18 protein-coding genes are annotated in these 15,774 nt (G+C 44.4%); 5 read left to right on the forward strand and 13 right to left on the reverse strand.

Going from position 1 to position 15,774, the window contains the following annotated elements; genetic code table 11:
- Nucleotides 1-626 precede the first annotated feature (626 nt).
- The 10 genes from galU to Q4549_RS00050 all read right to left on the reverse strand — a co-directional run bounded on the left by galU (nt 627) and on the right by Q4549_RS00050 (nt 9,637).
- Nucleotides 627-1,523, reverse strand: a complete 897-nt coding sequence (gene galU / locus Q4549_RS00005) for a UTP--glucose-1-phosphate uridylyltransferase GalU (protein ID WP_303553608.1) — start codon at nt 1,521-1,523, stop codon at nt 627-629.
- A 170-nt stretch (nt 1,524-1,693) separates the two neighbouring features.
- Nucleotides 1,694-1,966 carry a ComEA family DNA-binding protein gene (locus tag Q4549_RS00010; RefSeq protein WP_303553607.1) on the reverse strand — a complete coding sequence of 91 codons (273 nt, stop codon included), beginning with the start codon at nt 1,964-1,966 and terminating at the stop codon, nt 1,694-1,696.
- A gap of 135 nt (nt 1,967-2,101) precedes the next feature.
- Entirely contained in the window at nt 2,102-2,401 is a 300-nt protein-coding gene (locus tag Q4549_RS00015) for a YciI family protein (RefSeq protein WP_303553606.1), read from the reverse strand.
- Between the two features lies 1 nt (nt 2,402).
- Nucleotides 2,403-2,966: a septation protein A gene (locus Q4549_RS00020; protein WP_303515393.1), complete on the reverse strand. Its 564-nt coding sequence runs from the start codon at nt 2,964-2,966 to the stop codon at nt 2,403-2,405.
- A 70-nt stretch (nt 2,967-3,036) separates the two neighbouring features.
- Complete coding sequence (gene trpA, locus Q4549_RS00025; RefSeq protein WP_303515391.1) at nt 3,037-3,843, reverse strand: tryptophan synthase subunit alpha; 807 nt, start codon at nt 3,841-3,843, stop codon at nt 3,037-3,039.
- Entirely contained in the window at nt 3,843-5,033 is a 1,191-nt protein-coding gene (trpB, locus tag Q4549_RS00030; protein ID WP_303553605.1) for a tryptophan synthase subunit beta, read from the reverse strand. Before trpB ends, trpA begins: the two co-directional genes overlap by 1 nt.
- A gap of 51 nt (nt 5,034-5,084) precedes the next feature.
- On the reverse strand, nt 5,085-6,467 hold the full coding sequence (gene trpCF / locus Q4549_RS00035; protein WP_303553604.1) for a bifunctional indole-3-glycerol-phosphate synthase TrpC/phosphoribosylanthranilate isomerase TrpF: 1,383 nt from the start codon (nt 6,465-6,467) through the stop codon (nt 5,085-5,087).
- Entirely contained in the window at nt 6,464-7,468 is a 1,005-nt protein-coding gene (trpD, locus tag Q4549_RS00040) for an anthranilate phosphoribosyltransferase (protein WP_303515382.1), read from the reverse strand. Before trpD ends, trpCF begins: the two co-directional genes overlap by 4 nt.
- Nucleotides 7,468-8,064, reverse strand: coding sequence for an aminodeoxychorismate/anthranilate synthase component II (locus Q4549_RS00045; RefSeq protein ID WP_303553603.1), 597 nt, complete (start codon nt 8,062-8,064; stop codon nt 7,468-7,470). Before Q4549_RS00045 ends, trpD begins: the two co-directional genes overlap by 1 nt.
- Nucleotides 8,054-9,637: an anthranilate synthase component 1 gene (locus Q4549_RS00050; protein WP_303553602.1), complete on the reverse strand. Its 1,584-nt coding sequence runs from the start codon at nt 9,635-9,637 to the stop codon at nt 8,054-8,056. The genes Q4549_RS00045 and Q4549_RS00050 overlap by 11 nt, the downstream gene beginning before the upstream one ends.
- A gap of 242 nt (nt 9,638-9,879) precedes the next feature.
- Between Q4549_RS00050 and Q4549_RS00055 the strand changes: the two genes are divergently transcribed.
- From Q4549_RS00055 to rluB, 5 genes are read left to right on the forward strand one after another with little or no spacing between them, the layout of a single operon-like run.
- The gene (locus tag Q4549_RS00055) at nt 9,880-10,704 is read left to right on the forward strand and encodes a PHP domain-containing protein (protein ID WP_303553601.1); all 825 of its coding nucleotides are present in this window, start codon (nt 9,880-9,882) and stop codon (nt 10,702-10,704) included.
- Between the two features lie 42 nt (nt 10,705-10,746).
- Entirely contained in the window at nt 10,747-11,367 is a 621-nt protein-coding gene (locus Q4549_RS00060) for an L-threonylcarbamoyladenylate synthase (RefSeq protein ID WP_137675353.1), read from the forward strand.
- Nucleotides 11,368-12,177, forward strand: coding sequence for a ScpA family protein (locus tag Q4549_RS00065; RefSeq protein WP_303553600.1), 810 nt, complete (start codon nt 11,368-11,370; stop codon nt 12,175-12,177).
- On the forward strand, nt 12,178-12,732 hold the full coding sequence (scpB, locus tag Q4549_RS00070; RefSeq protein ID WP_303553599.1) for an SMC-Scp complex subunit ScpB: 555 nt from the start codon (nt 12,178-12,180) through the stop codon (nt 12,730-12,732).
- A gap of 26 nt (nt 12,733-12,758) precedes the next feature.
- Complete coding sequence (gene rluB / locus Q4549_RS00075; RefSeq protein WP_137675356.1) at nt 12,759-13,619, forward strand: 23S rRNA pseudouridine(2605) synthase RluB; 861 nt, start codon at nt 12,759-12,761, stop codon at nt 13,617-13,619.
- Nucleotides 13,620-13,672: 53 nt separating this feature from the next.
- Here rluB and Q4549_RS00080 read toward each other — a convergent pair whose 3' ends face one another.
- The 3 genes from Q4549_RS00080 to Q4549_RS00090 form a co-directional block, all read right to left on the reverse strand.
- Nucleotides 13,673-14,269 carry a Yip1 family protein gene (locus tag Q4549_RS00080; protein ID WP_137675357.1) on the reverse strand — a complete coding sequence of 199 codons (597 nt, stop codon included), beginning with the start codon at nt 14,267-14,269 and terminating at the stop codon, nt 13,673-13,675.
- A 191-nt stretch (nt 14,270-14,460) separates the two neighbouring features.
- Nucleotides 14,461-15,204 (reverse strand): UDP-2,3-diacylglucosamine diphosphatase, encoded by a 744-nt coding sequence (gene lpxH, locus Q4549_RS00085; RefSeq protein WP_303553598.1) that lies wholly within the window; start codon nt 15,202-15,204, stop codon nt 14,461-14,463.
- 6 nt (nt 15,205-15,210) lie between these two features.
- Entirely contained in the window at nt 15,211-15,708 is a 498-nt protein-coding gene (locus tag Q4549_RS00090; RefSeq protein ID WP_303515371.1) for a peptidylprolyl isomerase, read from the reverse strand.
- Nucleotides 15,709-15,774 lie beyond the last annotated feature (66 nt).

The raw sequence follows: 15,774 nt of genomic DNA on the forward strand, positions 1-15,774 counted from the left end.
CCGAACTCAGAAGTGAAACGCAACTGCGCCGATGATAGTGTGGGGTTTCCCCATGTGAAAGTAGGTCACCGCCAGGCTCTTATTAGATGACCCCATTGTCGCAAGACAGTGGGGTTTTTTATTGTCTGCGATTTATCACGTGAGGCAATTAGGCTGATTCGAACTGCCGACCTCACCCTTACCAAGGGTGCGCTCTACTAACTGAGCTATATCAGCGAAATAAAAATCCAGCCTATAGTTGGTTTTTGTCTTATTACTCAGTGTTTCTACAAGAGGTTTATTCTACCCTTTCCCGCTTATTACTCTCTTGAACATACAAGGTAGACCAATGGTTTTTTGGGCTTGCTTCTTAGCAAGGCTGGCACCCTCACTTGTACCCACTGAGCCTATTCGCTATTTTCTGATGATGGACTACACGGGTTGTGTGCTTCCTTTCTAGCGTAGCTAGCCGCTTACTTAGGGAGTTGTTTTGTGAGATATAGAAAGCGATTAGTAAAATAAGATAATTACTAGTAGAGAGTACGTTCTTATAGAAAGGAATGGGTATTCATGATTTAAGTTGTGGTATGGCTAAATGTTGGGGAGGGCTTTCAAAGCGCTAGTTAAGCGCTTTGAAGTGTTGAAGCTTAAAGCTTAAGTTCAGATAGGTATTTAGTGAATCTATCCTTTAGTTCAGGGTGGCGTAATCCGAACTCAACGATGGCTTTCATATAGCCAAACTTGCTACCACAGTCATGGCTTTTTCCTACCATGTAATAGGCTTGGGTAGCTTCTTTAGTCATTAGGCTGTCGATTGCATCGGTAAGTTGAATCTCATCGCCAGCGCCTGGAGCGGTTCTTTCTAGTTCATTCCAGATTTGTGCAGAAAGCACATAGCGACCAACAACCGCTAAGTTTGAAGGTGCGTCCTCAATAGCTGGTTTTTCCACAGAGCCTATCATGTCTGCTGATTCACCTGGCGTAAGCTTCTTGCCGTCAATATCGACAATACCAAACTTACTTACATCCTCTTTAGCAACAGCTTCAACCATTACTTGGCTAGAACCCGTTTGATTAAACTTAGCAACCATATCCGCCAAGTTTTCAGTACGAAGATCTGAAGTGGAGTCATCAAGTACAACGTCTGGTAGTAACACGGCAAATGGTTCATCGCCAATAAGGGGGTGAGCACAGAGAATGGCATGCCCCAGTCCTTTTGCGACACCTTGACGTATGTGCATGATGGTTACGTCTTTAGGGCAAATCGAACGCACTTCTTCAAGCAATTGGCGTTTGACGCGTTTTTCAAGTGTGGCTTCTAACTCAAAGCTGGTATCGAAATGGTTTTCGATTGAATTTTTACTAGAGTGGGTCACTAAGATGATTTCTTTGATGCCAGCGGCGATTGCCTCTTGAACCACATACTGAATCAACGGTTTGTCTACTATCGGCAACATTTCTTTGGGAATAGCTTTAGTTGCTGGCAACATCCTTGTGCCAAGTCCAGCCACTGGCAGTACAGCTTTTCGTACTCTTAGGGTCATTTTCAGTCTCTTGAAAAGTAATGGTAAATGCTGGGCTAATGTAACATGTGAAAGTGACATTTTAAATTGTGATAAATCAGATCTGTGGGGATATATAATTAAAGACTTACGAGAAGAAGAGCAGTCGCCCTAGTTTATGAAACTAGCTGCGGACGATGCTTGTTTAGGAGTTAGTCGACATACATTCGATCTTTATTATCTAGGTAAATTTTCTCTCCTATGCCTGGAACTAATACAATTTGCTCTACGTTTTTGAAGTTTCCATTTTGCTGACGATATTTAACAATTGCCGCTGATTTTGATATTCCTACTCCTTTTAGCTCATCAAGCTGCTCAGCGCTGGCGGTATTTAGGTTAAGTTGGGCAGTGGGTTCATTAGCGAAAGCATTGCCTAGGCCAATTGCACTGAATACTATAGCGATGAGTAGTTGTTTGAAATTCATGGTTATTCTCCTTTTTGATAAAACCATGAATAAATGTAGGGCAACAGCCAAATAGGTGAATCACTCATTTGAGTGAAATTGCTAGAAAATCGAAGTGAAAGTGAAGAAAAGGCGAGAGACTCGCCTTTTAATAGACTAGGGAAGTACTTTTTTGAAGGGTTTAACAGTTACTTTGGCATAAACCCCTGCATCAACATATGGGTCTGCATCTGCCCAGCTCTGTGCCTCTTCGAGACTGCCAAATTCGGCGATCACTGTTGAGCCAGTAAAGCCAGCTTCAGCTGGGTCTTCAGCGTCAATCGCTGGCATTGGTCCTGCGACTAACAAGCGCCCTTCATTAAGCAAACTATTCAGTCTTTCTAAGTGAGCCGGACGAGCTTGTTTGCGCATCTCTAAACTGTTATCAACGTCTTGGGCATAAATTACGTACCACATGCTAACTATCCTTTTTCTGAGATAAAGACTCTTGCTGATCTTTAGGTAAGTGTTTATACAAATAAACCACTGTTCCTACGGTAAATACTAGTGTTAACCCGAGTAAACCAAACACCTTGAAGTTTACCCAAAACTCTTCTGAATAAGTAAATGCAATATAGAGGTTCAAGGTACCGCAGGCGATAAAAAACAATGCCCAGGCAACGTTTACTTTCGACCAAACTTGATCGGGAAGGGTCATCTCTTTACCCAACATTTTTTTAATCAATGGGCTGCCGAAAGCAAATTGACTCACTAATAAAACCAGTCCAAAAATCCAGTTGATGACCGTTGGTTTCCACTTGATAAAGTCGTCATCGCGTAAAATTAGGGTTAAGCCACCAAAAACCAAAATCAGAATAAAAGAGATGAGATGCATTTTCTCAACTTTCTTATTTTTAATGTAAGAAATAGCCAGCAATATCGCAGTTGAAATTATTAGTGCCAGGGTAGCGGCATAAATGTCCTGCATTTTGTAGACAGCAAAAAAGATAATTAGGGGAATAAACTCGAAAAACTGTTTCATAATTCCTCAGTAGTCGCGGTTAATAAAAAAGCCGCTAAAAAGCGGCTTTTGATAGTATCAAGAAGCGTGCTTAAACGGTAGCCGCTTTCATTGAGCTAGCGAAACCACGCAGGGTTTCTAGCATTAGGGGTTTGTTATCTAGGTTATTCTCGATAATTTTTACCACTGCCGAACCAGAGATTGCTCCCGCAGCGCCTGCTTCTATCGTTTCAGCAACCTGCTCGGGTGTAGCGATACCAAACCCAAGTAAGGCTGGGGGGGCATTGAATTGCTTCAATTTACTAAGCAGTTTGCCAACAGGCACGCCAGCTTTGGTTTCTGCACCAGTGACACCAGCACGACTAACTAGATAAGTATAACCTTGGCCGTACTCAGCTACTTTCGCTAAGGTTTCATCATCAGCATTTGGCGGTGCAATAAAAATGCTTTGTAAACCGTGTTTGTTAGCTGCTTCTCTAAATGGCGCCGATTCACGTATTGGTACATCGGCGACTAACACAGAATCTACGCCAGCTGCGGCTAATTTTTGGTAAAAGGTTTCAATACCGGTTGAATAGACTAGGTTCGCGTAAAGCAGCAGGCCAATAGGTACTTCTGGGTATTTTGCACGAATTGCTGTGAGCATTTCTAGGCACTTTGGCGGGGTAACATTCGAGGCTAAAGCGCGTACGTTTGCACCTTGAATGGTTGGTCCATCAGCTACTGGGTCTGAAAAGGGAATACCGAGTTCGAGCGCGTCAGCACCGCCTTCCATCAGAGCATCAACAATCGCTAGGGATTGTTCCACATCAGGGTCGCCCAAAGTAACAAAAGGAACAAAGGCACCTTGTTTTTCAGCGCTTAAACGCTGGAATAGATTAGCGTAACGTTGAGTCATTATAGGCTTCCTCGTTCTTCGAAAATTTCAGCCACCGTGAAAATGTCTTTATCGCCACGACCCGATAAGTTCACCAGTAGAATCTGTTCTTTGTCTTTATCTTGCTCTGCCAATTTAAGGGCATAAGCTAACGCGTGGGCAGACTCTAGGGCTGGGATAATACCTTCGCTCTCTGCTAAGGCTTGAAAGGCTGCTAACGCTTCTTCGTCGGTGGCTGACTCATAACTTGCACGACCAATCGCATTAAGGTGAGCATGTTGAGGACCAACTGATGGGAAATCTAAACCTGCTGAAATTGAATATGACTCTTCAATTTGGCCGTTAGGATCTTGCATCAATAACGAGTGCATTCCAAAGAACATGCCTTTGCGACCATGTTTAAGTGGTGCTCCATGCTGGTCGGTATCAATACCTTTGCCGGCAGGCTCTACACCAATCAATTGAACGTCATCCTCTTTAATAAAGTCGGCAAACATACCAATAGCATTGGAACCACCCCCTACGCAGGCGATAACTGCATCGGGTAAACGACCTTCTGCTTTAATGATCTGCTGTTTGGCTTCTTCGCCAATCATCTTTTGAAATTCGCGTACAATGGTTGGGAAAGGGTGAGGCCCTGCCGCAGTGCCTAATAAATAGTGGGCAGTGTCGTAACTGCCTGCCCAGTCTCGCAGGGCTTCGTTACAGGCATCTTTAAGCGTAGAAGAGCCGCTATGAACGGGAATAACTTCTGCGCCCATGAGTTTCATGCGAAACACATTGGGTTTTTGGCGCTCACAGTCAATCGCACCCATGTAAACGCGGCATTTTAACCCCAGTAAAGCACAGGCTAACGCTGTAGCAACGCCATGCTGGCCAGCGCCAGTCTCAGCAATAATTTCTTTTTTACCCATGCGTTTTGCGAGTAGAGCTTGGCCCAATACTTGGTTGGTTTTATGGGCACCACCGTGAAGTAAGTCTTCACGTTTAAGGTAAATTTTGGTTTTTGTTCCGGCAGCTAAGTTGCGACATAGCGTTAACGGGGTAGGTCGGCCAGCATATTCACTGAGCAAACCATTAAACTCTTCCAAAAACTCTGGGTCTTGCTGGGCATCAATAAATGCTTGCTCTAATTGATCGAGAGCAGGCACTAAAATTTGTGGCACAAACTGGCCACCAAATTCGCCAAAATAGGGATCTAATTTATTCATTGTTGACTCTTACTCTTAATAATTGGCTAACGTGTCCTAATCTTTGGCAGATTAGTACTGTCTAATTTTCTCAAATGCCGCTTCAATTTTTGCAGGGTCTTTTATTCCCGGAGATTGCTCTACTCCTGAGTTTAAATCTAACCCGCCGGCAGCAAACGCTAATGCGTCTTGAATGTTTGCTGGGCTTATACCGCCAGCTAACATCGCACCTTGACTGTGCTCACCTAATAATTGCCAATCAAAGGTTTGGCCTGTGCCGCCACTTTGGCCAGCGACCTTACTGTCGAACAGTATTTTGTCGGCGTTACTTGGGGCACTTGGTAAGGCTTCACTCACGCCTAGGGCTTTCCAAACTAAGCTGTCATTAAGCTCGGCTTTTAACTGCTCTATATAGCTTTCATCTTCATCGCCGTGTAATTGCACCGCGTGAAGTTGTAACTGATTGGCTATCTTTGCTACGTTATCTACTGAGCTATTTACAAACACACCCACAAAATTAAGCGGAGCGGTTTTCACTAGCTGTTCGGCTTGCGCTAAATCTACACAGCGTGGAGATTTTTCGGCAAAAATTAAACCTCCGTATACCGCACCCGCTTGGTAAACCGCTTGTACATCTTGCTCTCGGGTTAAACCACATACTTTGTTTTCGCCTAAAATGAGCTTACGACAGGCCATATCAACATCATCTTTGCTCATTAGTGAACTACCCACTAAAAAGCCGTTAGCATATTTAGCCAACTCGCGAACTTGTTGATGTTGGTAGATACCTGATTCTGAAATAATGATTCTATCTTCAGGGATCTGCTTCGCTAGTTCAGGAGTACGGTCTAAAGTAATCGAAAGATCGCGCAAATTACGATTATTTATTCCAATCACTTTGGCATTTAACTCTATGGCACGCTCTAGCTCTTGTTGGTTACTCACTTCTGTGAGTACACCTAAGTTGAGTTTATGGGCCACGTTAGCCAATAGGCGATATTCGTTGTCATCCAATACCGACAACATCAGCAAAATGGCATCAGCTTTGTAGTAACGCGCAAGGTAAATTTGGTACTCGTCAATGAAGAAGTCTTTACACAATACCGGTTGCTCAACCTGCTCACGAACTTGCGTAACGTAGTCAAATTCTCCTTGAAAATACTTGGTATCGGTAAGCACTGAAATGGCCGTGGCGTAGTTTTTGTATACCCCAGCAATTAAATCCAAATCAAACTCAGGGCGAATCAAACCTTTCGAAGGAGAGGCTTTTTTACATTCCAAAATAAACTTAGCTGGGCTGCCGCTCAAGGCTTGATAAAAGTTGCGCTCGGTAGGCTCAACTTGGTCAATAAAGCTGGCTAAAGGTTGCTGTTGCATACGCTCGGCTAACCAAATTTCTTTATCTGCCACAATCTTATCGAGAATGGTGGCTTGTTTTTCTAGTTGTTGGCTCACTGGCTCATCTCCGCCAATTGGTTTGCTAGGGTCAATGGTCGGCCAGAGGCCATTTCATCTATGGCCATTTGAACGCCTTGGGCGACGCTATCAGCTTTACCCGCTAGTTTTAGAAGCATTGCCACGTTTACTGCTACAGCGGCTTGCTGAGCGGCGGTGGCTTTACCTTGCAATAGGTCTAGGGTAATCGCTTTGTTTTCTTCTGGGGTTCCGCCTTTAATCGCCGCTAAGTCTGCTTGCTCAACCCCAAAGTCAGCAGGGTTTAAGGTATATTGGCTAATCTCACTACCATTAATCTCTGCAATTTGAGTGGGGCCGTGTATTGCCACCTCATCTAGGCCAGCGCCATGAACCACCATGGCTTTTTTCATGCCCAGCTGTTGCAGGGTTAGAGCAATAGGTGAAACAAGCGCTGGATCATACACGCCCATGACTTCCATAGTAGGGTGAGCTGGATTAATTAGCGGGCCAAGCACGTTAAAAATGGTTCGCGTTTTTAGGGTTTGGCGAACCGGCATGGCATGGCGTACCCCTGCGTGGTATTGCGGCGCAAACAAGAAACACAAACCTAATTCGTCTAAACAGCGGCGTGCTGTTTCTGGTGTCATCTGAATATTGATACCCAGTGCGGCTAATAAATCAGACGAACCTGATTTACTGGATACACTGCGGTTACCATGTTTTGCCACTTTTACCCCAAGGCTGGCTGCCACAAATGCTGAGGTGGTGGATATGTTAATGGTGTTATGGCCATCACCGCCAGTGCCTACAATATCGGCAAAGTCGTAATCAGGGCTAGGAAACGGCGCTGCATTATCTAATAAGGCTTTTGCTGCACCGGCAATCTCTTGTGGTTGCTCGCCTTTAATTTTTAAAGCGGTAAGTAGCGATGACAATACAATAGGGTCTACTTCACCTTGAATCACTTGACTAAACACTTGCTGTGCTTGCTCGGTGCTAAGGTTTTGTCCTTGATATAGCTGCTCTAAAATAGCCTGCATTACGTTTGCTCCTGCTGTGTTGCCCAGTCTAGGCTGCGGGCTAACAACGTTGCCCCTTCGCTGGTTAAAATGGATTCTGGGTGGAACTGAAAGCCCACGACTTTATCGGCTTCATTAATAATTGCCATTGGCATCTTTTGGTGATGCGCGCTCACTGTTAAACCCTCTGGCATAGAGGTGGCGACGAGAGAGTGATAACGTGCCACCGGCAGTGGGTTGGTAAGCCCTTCAAACATGAGTTTGTTGTCGTGGTCAATGGCCGACGATTTACCGTGAACAATTTCATCGGCTTTACCTACCACGCCGCCGTAGCTTTCTACTAGCGCTTGATGACCCAAGCAAATGCCAATAATGGGCACTTGGCCTTTACACAAATCAATCAGCTCTAACATGCAGCCAGCTTGTTGCGGGTTACCGGGGCCTGGAGAAAGCACTAATACCGGTGGAGTCGGGCTGTCGTCTATATGCTGTTTGATTTCACTGGCGCTCAAATGATTACGGTAAATTCGCACATCTAAACCTTGGCTACGAAACTGATCCACTAAGTTGTAAGTGAATGAGTCAAAGTTATCGAGTAAAAATACACTATGAGTCATGGCTAACGTCCTTCAAAGTAGAGCCGTGGGCGCGGGCAATGGCATTTAATACAGCAGCGGCTTTACTGCGGGTTTCGTCTGCTTCTGCTTGTGGCAATGAATCATACACGACACCTGCGCCAGCTTGAACATGGGCGACCTGATCTTTTACAAAGGCTGAACGAATAACAATACAACTATCCATGTCACCATTACCTGCAAGGTAACCTACCGCGCCACCATAACTGCCTCGGCGTTGCTGTTCTACCGAGCGAATCAGCTCAGCTGCTCTAATTTTTGGCGCACCCACTAAGGTACCCATATTCATACATGCTTGATAAGCATGCAGTGCATCTAAATCGCTGCGTAAAGTACCAATGACTCGTGATACTAAGTGCATAACGTGGCTATAGCGGTCTACCTTTAGCAAATCGGCTACATGGCGAGTACCTGGCTCACTGATTCTGGCTACGTCGTTGCGTGCTAAATCAACCAGCATGATGTGTTCAGCGGTTTCTTTTTTGTCTAAGCGCAGCTCTAGCTCCAAGCGGCCATCTAAATCACGGTTAATTGAACCATCGTCGTTAAAACCGCGTTTGCGGGTGCCGGCAATGGGGTAAATTTCTACATCGCGGCTGTTTGCAGAATATTTAATGGCGCTTTCTGGGGAAGCGCCAAACAATACAAATTCGCTATCTTGCAAATAGAACATGTATGGGCTGGGATTAGTGATTTTAAGTTCTCTATAAGCCGCTAAGCTATCTGGGCAAGAGAGTTTGAAGCTGCGAGAGGGAACCACTTGAAAGATGTCGCCTTGGCGAATGTAGTCTTTCATGGTTTCAACATTTTGGCAGAAATCACGGTCACTAATATCTGCTTCTATTTTACCTTGGTAGCCACTAAAGTCGGGCTCAGCTTGTTGGTGATTCTCGTGTTCACAGAGCTCAACCAAATGCGCTAAGCGTTGGTTGATACGCGTTTGTTCATCGTCATGATAGAGCGAACCAATCAAATGGGTTACTTGTTCTTGATGATCAATGAGCAATAAGGTTTCAGCTAGATAAAATTGGTAATCTGGGCAGATGTTAGTGCTTTCGGCTACGTCTTGAAGTTGCTCGAAGCTGGCAATAAAGTCATAGGCAAATACCCCACCAATAAATACACCCTTGTCGTGCTCGGTAAGATCGCCATAAAGGGCAATTATTAATCGCAAAGCATCGACCGGAGAATTTGCCTTTAAGCGAGAATCTTCATCTAGGTTAGTGGCTGGGATAGGGTAGTGTAGAACCAGTTGAGTGGCAGATTGTTGGGTAATAAGAGAAGCGTCAGTTTGGTTCGCTATTGCGGCTATTACCGCTTCACCATTCAGCGAAATAGCAGAGAAGTTTACCTGCCGCCCGGTGCACGTTATTTTTAGCGCCGCATCGGCCAAAATCAAACTCTGTAAATTCTCTTTACTGTCAATTTCTGAAGACTCTAGCAATACGTTGTGCTGGCTTTCTTTACACAATTCTTGATAGAGGCTTAGCGGATCGTGCACATAGCTCGCATCTATCACTTGGTTGTTTAGCTGCACCCTAGGGTGATTACTCATGGTTCGTTACTCCTGGATAAGGCCGTAGCGTAAATATAAAAAAAGCCCGCGTTAAGCGGGCTTTTTGTTGTTCTGTAAAATGTATTGGAAATACAACAACTCACACCCGTTTATTTCGGAGTGCGCCACCACCAAGATTTGTTGGTAAGAAGAAAAGTTGTCATGTTTATCCTAAGTCATTCTGATAAACTAAGTTAACTGTAAATGACATAACCAAGTCAAGAAAAATATTAGGAAATTTAATGCGATTTGATTTGCATTGCCATACTACTGCCTCCGACGGCGGCTTAACGCCAACGGAAATAGTAATGCGTGCTGAAAACATGCAAGTCGACGTTTTGGCTATTACTGACCACGATACAACCGATGGCGTGGCCGAAGCAAAAGCGAGCGCAAAACACCTACAAATTATTGCCGGTACTGAAATCTCTACTGCTTGGCATGCCTTTGACATTCACGTAGTAGGTTTAAATCTTGATACCTCAAATTCACTACTTCAACAGCATTTGCTTGAGCAAAGAGATAAGCGTGAAATAAGGGCTCAAGAGATGAGTCGCCGTTTAGAAAAGGCCGGTATCGATGATGTTTATAGTGAGGCTAAAAGCTTGGCAGGTACTGCGCCTATCACTCGCTCACATTTTGCTAAAGTATTGATAGAGCGGGGCATAGCCAGCAGTTTCAATAAGGTATTCGATAAGTATTTAAGCCGCGGTAATACCGGCTATGTGCCGAATAATTGGATGAGCATTGCCGAGGCAGTAGCGGTTATTCATCAGGCGGGTGGAGTGGCTGTATTAGCTCATCCTACTCATTATGACTTATCGAATAAGTGGATCCGTAAACTGGTTGCCGAGTTTGCTGATGCAGGCGGAGACGGTATGGAAATAGCCATGCCGCAAATCTCCAAAGACCAGTTGAAGTGGCTTGCCGAATTAGCGGAACAACATGGCCTAAGTGCCTCGCAGGGTTCAGATTTTCATCATCCTTCTCCTTGGCGAGAACTGGGTAGAGGTTTACACTTACCCGAGAAGTGTCAGCCTATTTGGCTGCGCTGGCAAAATCAATAATCTGCAAATGCCAATGGGGCATTCGTAATAGCAGGGATCGTTATGAGTCAATTTTTCTATGTGCATCCAGACAACCCTCAGCAGCGTTTAATGAAACAAGCTGCTAGCCTTATTAAGCAGGGTGGTGTGGTGATTTATCCTACGGATTCAGGCTATGCCATTGGTTGCCATATTGGTGACAAGGCTGCGTTAGAGCGAATTTGTCGAATTCGTCAGTTAGATAAAAGCCACCATTTCACTTTAATGTGCCGCGATTTGTCAGAATTATCGGAATACGCGCGAGTGGGCAATCAGGCTTACCGCTTATTGCGTAATAATACTCCTGGGCCATACACCTTTATTTTTAAAGGAACCAAAGAAGTACCGCGCCGTTTACTAAACCCTAAACGTAAAACTATCGGTATTCGAGTGCCCGACAACAAAATTGCCTTAGCCATGCTAGAAGAGCTTGGCGAGCCGTTAATGTCTTCGAGCTTAATTCTTCCGGGTAATGACTTGACTGAGTCTGATCCGGAGCAAATCCGTGATGACTTAGAACACCAAGTTGATCTCATTATTAATGGCGGCTATCTAGGAGAGCAACCTACAACGGTGGTTGATTTATCGGAAGATGAACCTGAAGTGCTTCGCAGCGGCGCGGGCGACACCAGCCCCTTCGAATAAATGCAAGATAAGCTTTCGCCTACTCAACAGCTAACGCTTGCCAGTGTAAATGGCGAGCCTTGGCTGGATATTCCCGATGACTTGTTTATCCCACCCGATGCTATGGAAGTTATTCTTGAGCAGTTTGAAGGGCCTCTAGATTTATTGCTGTACCTTATTCGCAAGCAAAAACTCGATATAGAACGCTTGCCAGTATTGGCCATTACCCAACAATACATGGAATACATTGAAGCCATGCGTATGCTGAAACTAGAGCTGGCGGCAGAGTACTTGGTAATGGCAGCTTTACTGACAGAAATAAAATCGCGTACTTTGTTGCCGGTTCAAGAGCATGAACAAGAAGAGCTTGATCCGCGTGCTGAGTTAATTAGGCGCTTGCAAGAATACGAACTGTACAAAGACGCGACCGAAAAGCTAGACACACTGCCGCGGCAACAACGTGATACTTTTGATGCTTTGGTGGCTAAACCTGATGAGCTACCGGTGAATATTATCTACCCAGAAGTAACCATGGATGAATTGCTGCAAGCTATGCGAGGGATTGCTCAGCGAGTGGTTAATTTTGAGCACCACGAGATAAAGCGTGAGAAATTGTCTACACGACAACGTATGAGTGACATTCTTGCTAAATTACAAGCGCATCAATTTGTTGAATTTACTCAACTGTTCTTTTTAGATGAAGGGCGTAGCGGTTTAGTAGTGAGTTTCCTGGCGATTCTTGAGTTAATTAAGGAAGGCTATATTAAGTGCGTACAAAGCCAGCCATTGATGGCGATTCAAGTCATACTCGTTAGTGCGGAAGAAGTATAGATGACAGTAAAACCCAACTTAGTGAAACTAGTCGAAGCTGCTTTGTTTGTTGCTGGCCGACCACTTAGTGTTAAGGAGCTACAAGCAACAGTATTGGCCGAGGTGGGGTTAGCTCGTTCGCAGGTTAATATGATTTTGGACGAACTAGTGCAACGTTACCAAGATTCTGGCATTGAGTTAGTGGAAACGGCTTCCGGGTTTCAGTTTAAAGCTCGGCAACAGTATGCTCCGCATTTGGCTAATTTATGGGCCGAAAAAGCCCCCAAATTTAGCCGCGCCATGTTAGAAACACTGACCTTAATTGCTTATCGGCAACCTATTACTCGCGGTGAGATTGAAGCTATTCGTGGGGTTGCGGTTAGTAGCCATATCATTAGCGTGCTTAAAGAACGTCATTGGATCCGCAGTGTTGGCCATAAAGAAATACCCGGCAGACCTACCTTGTTTGCTACCACTAACAACTTCTTAGATTACTTTGGTTTGAAAGATCTGGCTGATTTGCCAGAATTAGATCAATCTTTACTTGAAAAACTGCCGCAAGACTTTCAGACTTAGCGCACTTTATCATTCGGATAAGAAAAATGAGTGAAAAACTTCAAAAAGTCCTGGCCCGTAGCGGTTTAGGCTCACGTCGTGAGATGGAAGCTGTAATAGACGCAGGGAGAGTTAGCGTAGATGGGGCTATCGCCAAGTTAGGCGACCGCATCGAAGAAGGGGCAGAAGTTAGAGTGGATGGTCGAGTTATCGACATTCAGAAAGTGGAAGATACTATTTGTCGAGTACTGGCTTACCACAAATCAGAAGGTGAGATCTGTTCTCGAAGCGACCCAGAAGGTCGTGAAACGGTATTTGACCGCTTGCCACGCTTACAACATGGTCGCTGGATTGCCGTAGGTCGTTTAGATATTAATACCTCTGGTCTGTTGTTGTTTACAACCGATGGTGAATTAGCTAACCGCTTAATGCACCCAAGCTTTGAAGTTGAGCGTGAATATGCCGTGCGTGTATTTGGTGATGTAAATGACGAAGTCATTCAAACGTTACGCAGTGGTGTGGAGCTAGAAGATGGTCGTGCTGCATTTACCACGGTAAGGCGTCAAGGCGGTGAAGGTATCAATCAGTGGTACTCAGTAACCTTAAGTGAAGGCCGAAACCGCGAAGTGCGTAGAATGTGGGAATCACAAGGCATGCAGGTTAGCCGTTTGATTCGCGTACGCTATGGTTTAATTCCATTACCTAAAGGTTTGCCTCGCAGCGGCTGGCAGGAAATGCCATTAGAGCAAGTTAACTACTTGCGTGGTTTGGTGCAGTTAAGCAAAGAAGAGAATACTGTTATTAAGATTGATGACAGAGTGCGTAGTAGCCAACGTATTAGAAAGTCAGTACGAAAGCATCGCTCACGTACCCAAAGCCAAGCGGCAAAAAGAAGACGATTAAAATAACAGCATATGTAAAAAAGCTCGCTAATTAGCGAGCTTTTTTATTGCAGAAGGAGTTAGTTAGCAAATATGGGCCCAGCCCCGCTAGACCACAGAATTACCGTTGAGATAAGTACTGTCACTAACATCACTAAGCCTACGGTAACTAAACTACTGGCGAAGATGAATCCACGCTCTTCAGGGATATGCATAATAATTGGTACTCCCGTGTAGAGTAAGTAGATAGCGTAAGTAACGCCTACTAAGCCTGCCACCATAACAAACCAAGGTTCAGGATAGAGCGCTGCAAAGCCCACCATATACACTGGTGTAGCAACGTAAGCTGATAGTTCTAGAGTTTGTTGGTAAGTGGTATCAGTATTAAAGGTTTTTGCCATCCATAACGCGGCGTAGGCTAAGCACAATACCACCGTAACCAATGCTGCATACATCGCAACAGACATAAACACCGCACTTTCACTGGTGAGAGAGAAGCTATTTGCTCCTACTTTCCAGCCAATATGTACCGTAGAAAAGTAACCACAAATGGCAGGAATTAATGCCATTAATAATAAGTGAGATAAGCTCGCTCCGATCCCTTCGTGGTGCTTATCAATGTCTTGCCATTCTTCTTTTGTATGTGAAGCTAGTCCCCAAACATGACTAAATAACATAGGCGCATCCTCGCAAAATTAACATTAGTGCAACATTAATAATTAAGTTATGCGTGATGACTGCTAAGTCGTCAAGTAGTTTATAAAATAAACAAATCGGCATTGGCGGTGCTTAATGATTGATTAGGCTAGGTTTTGCGCTATTTTTATAACAAATGGCAATAGCAAAGCGCGAATGCTTAATGTTGATTTTATTGACCAAGCTCAAGCTTCTGAGCCTGACCATTCGCCGTTAAAACTAAACCGTTGTTATCAACGCTTAATATGCTCATTTGTTGATACCAATCGCCTAATACTACACGGTATTTGGTACCGCTTAATGCTAGCTGGTGGATCTCTGGGCGGTGGGTATGCCCATGAATCATGTAGTCAATTGGCTGCTCGGCAAAACGTTGCTCAACGGCTTGTTGGTTAACATCCATAATACCCAATGATTTACTGGTATTCGCTTGCTTACTTTTACTGCGAATTTTATTGGCAATGCGTTGCCGAACAAACAAGGGTAGTAGTAAAAACAGTCTTCTTAACCAAAGCTTTTGAGTGACTTCGCGGTATTCTTGATAACCTACATCGTCTGTACACAGGGTATCACCGTGAAGAATGAGCACTTTTTTGCCGTATAAATCAACAAGCTTCTCTTCTTCGAGTAAGGTCATGCCACAGCGTTTAGCGTAGGCTTTGCCAACCATAAAGTCTCGATTACCATGAATAAAGTAGCTAGGTACGCCTGAATCGCATAGGGCTTTTAAGGCTAATTCTACTTGTTTAGCAACGGGCGTTTTATCATCGTCGCCAATCCAAAACTCAAACAAGTCGCCTAGTATGTATAGCGCGTCAGCTTTTGGGGCTTGTTGCTCAATAAAGTCTAGAAAGGCCCGAATAATATCGGGCCGATCGTCACTAAGATGTAAATCCGCAATAAAATAGGTTAGCACCTAGGCTTATTCCGCAACACTTACAGATTTAATAACCACTTCTTCTAGTGGTACATCAGAGTGAACGTAACCAAAGTTGCCAGTATCTACACCTTTAATTTTGTTTACTACGTCCATGCCTTCAACCACTTCTGCAAATACGCAGTAACCCCAACCTTCGGTAGTTTCTGCTTTAAAGTCCAAAAAGGTATTGTCATTCACGTTAATGAAAAACTGAGCAGAAGCCGAATGAGGATCCATGGTGCGTGCCATTGCTAAAGTACCGGTTTTGTTTGATAAACCATTGTTCGCTTCGTTTTTAATTGGCGCATTGGTTTCTTTTTCTTCCATGCCAGCAGCAAAACCACCGCCCTGAACCATGAAACCGTCAATAACGCGGTGGAAGATAGTGTCAGTGTAAAAACCGTCGTTTGCATAAGCTAAGAAGTTTTTAGATGTTTCAGGCGCTTCTGCAGTGTTTAATTTAACAACGATATCGCCAAAGTTTGTGTGTAAAGTAACCATTTTTTCAGCCTTTTTTGGTAAGTGAACCGATTCTAAACTTTCCCATGCGCAGTGACTAGTCACAGT

The sequence above is a fragment of the Agarivorans sp. 2_MG-2023 genome (assembly GCF_030548085.1).
Lineage (GTDB): Bacteria > Pseudomonadota > Gammaproteobacteria > Enterobacterales > Celerinatantimonadaceae > Agarivorans.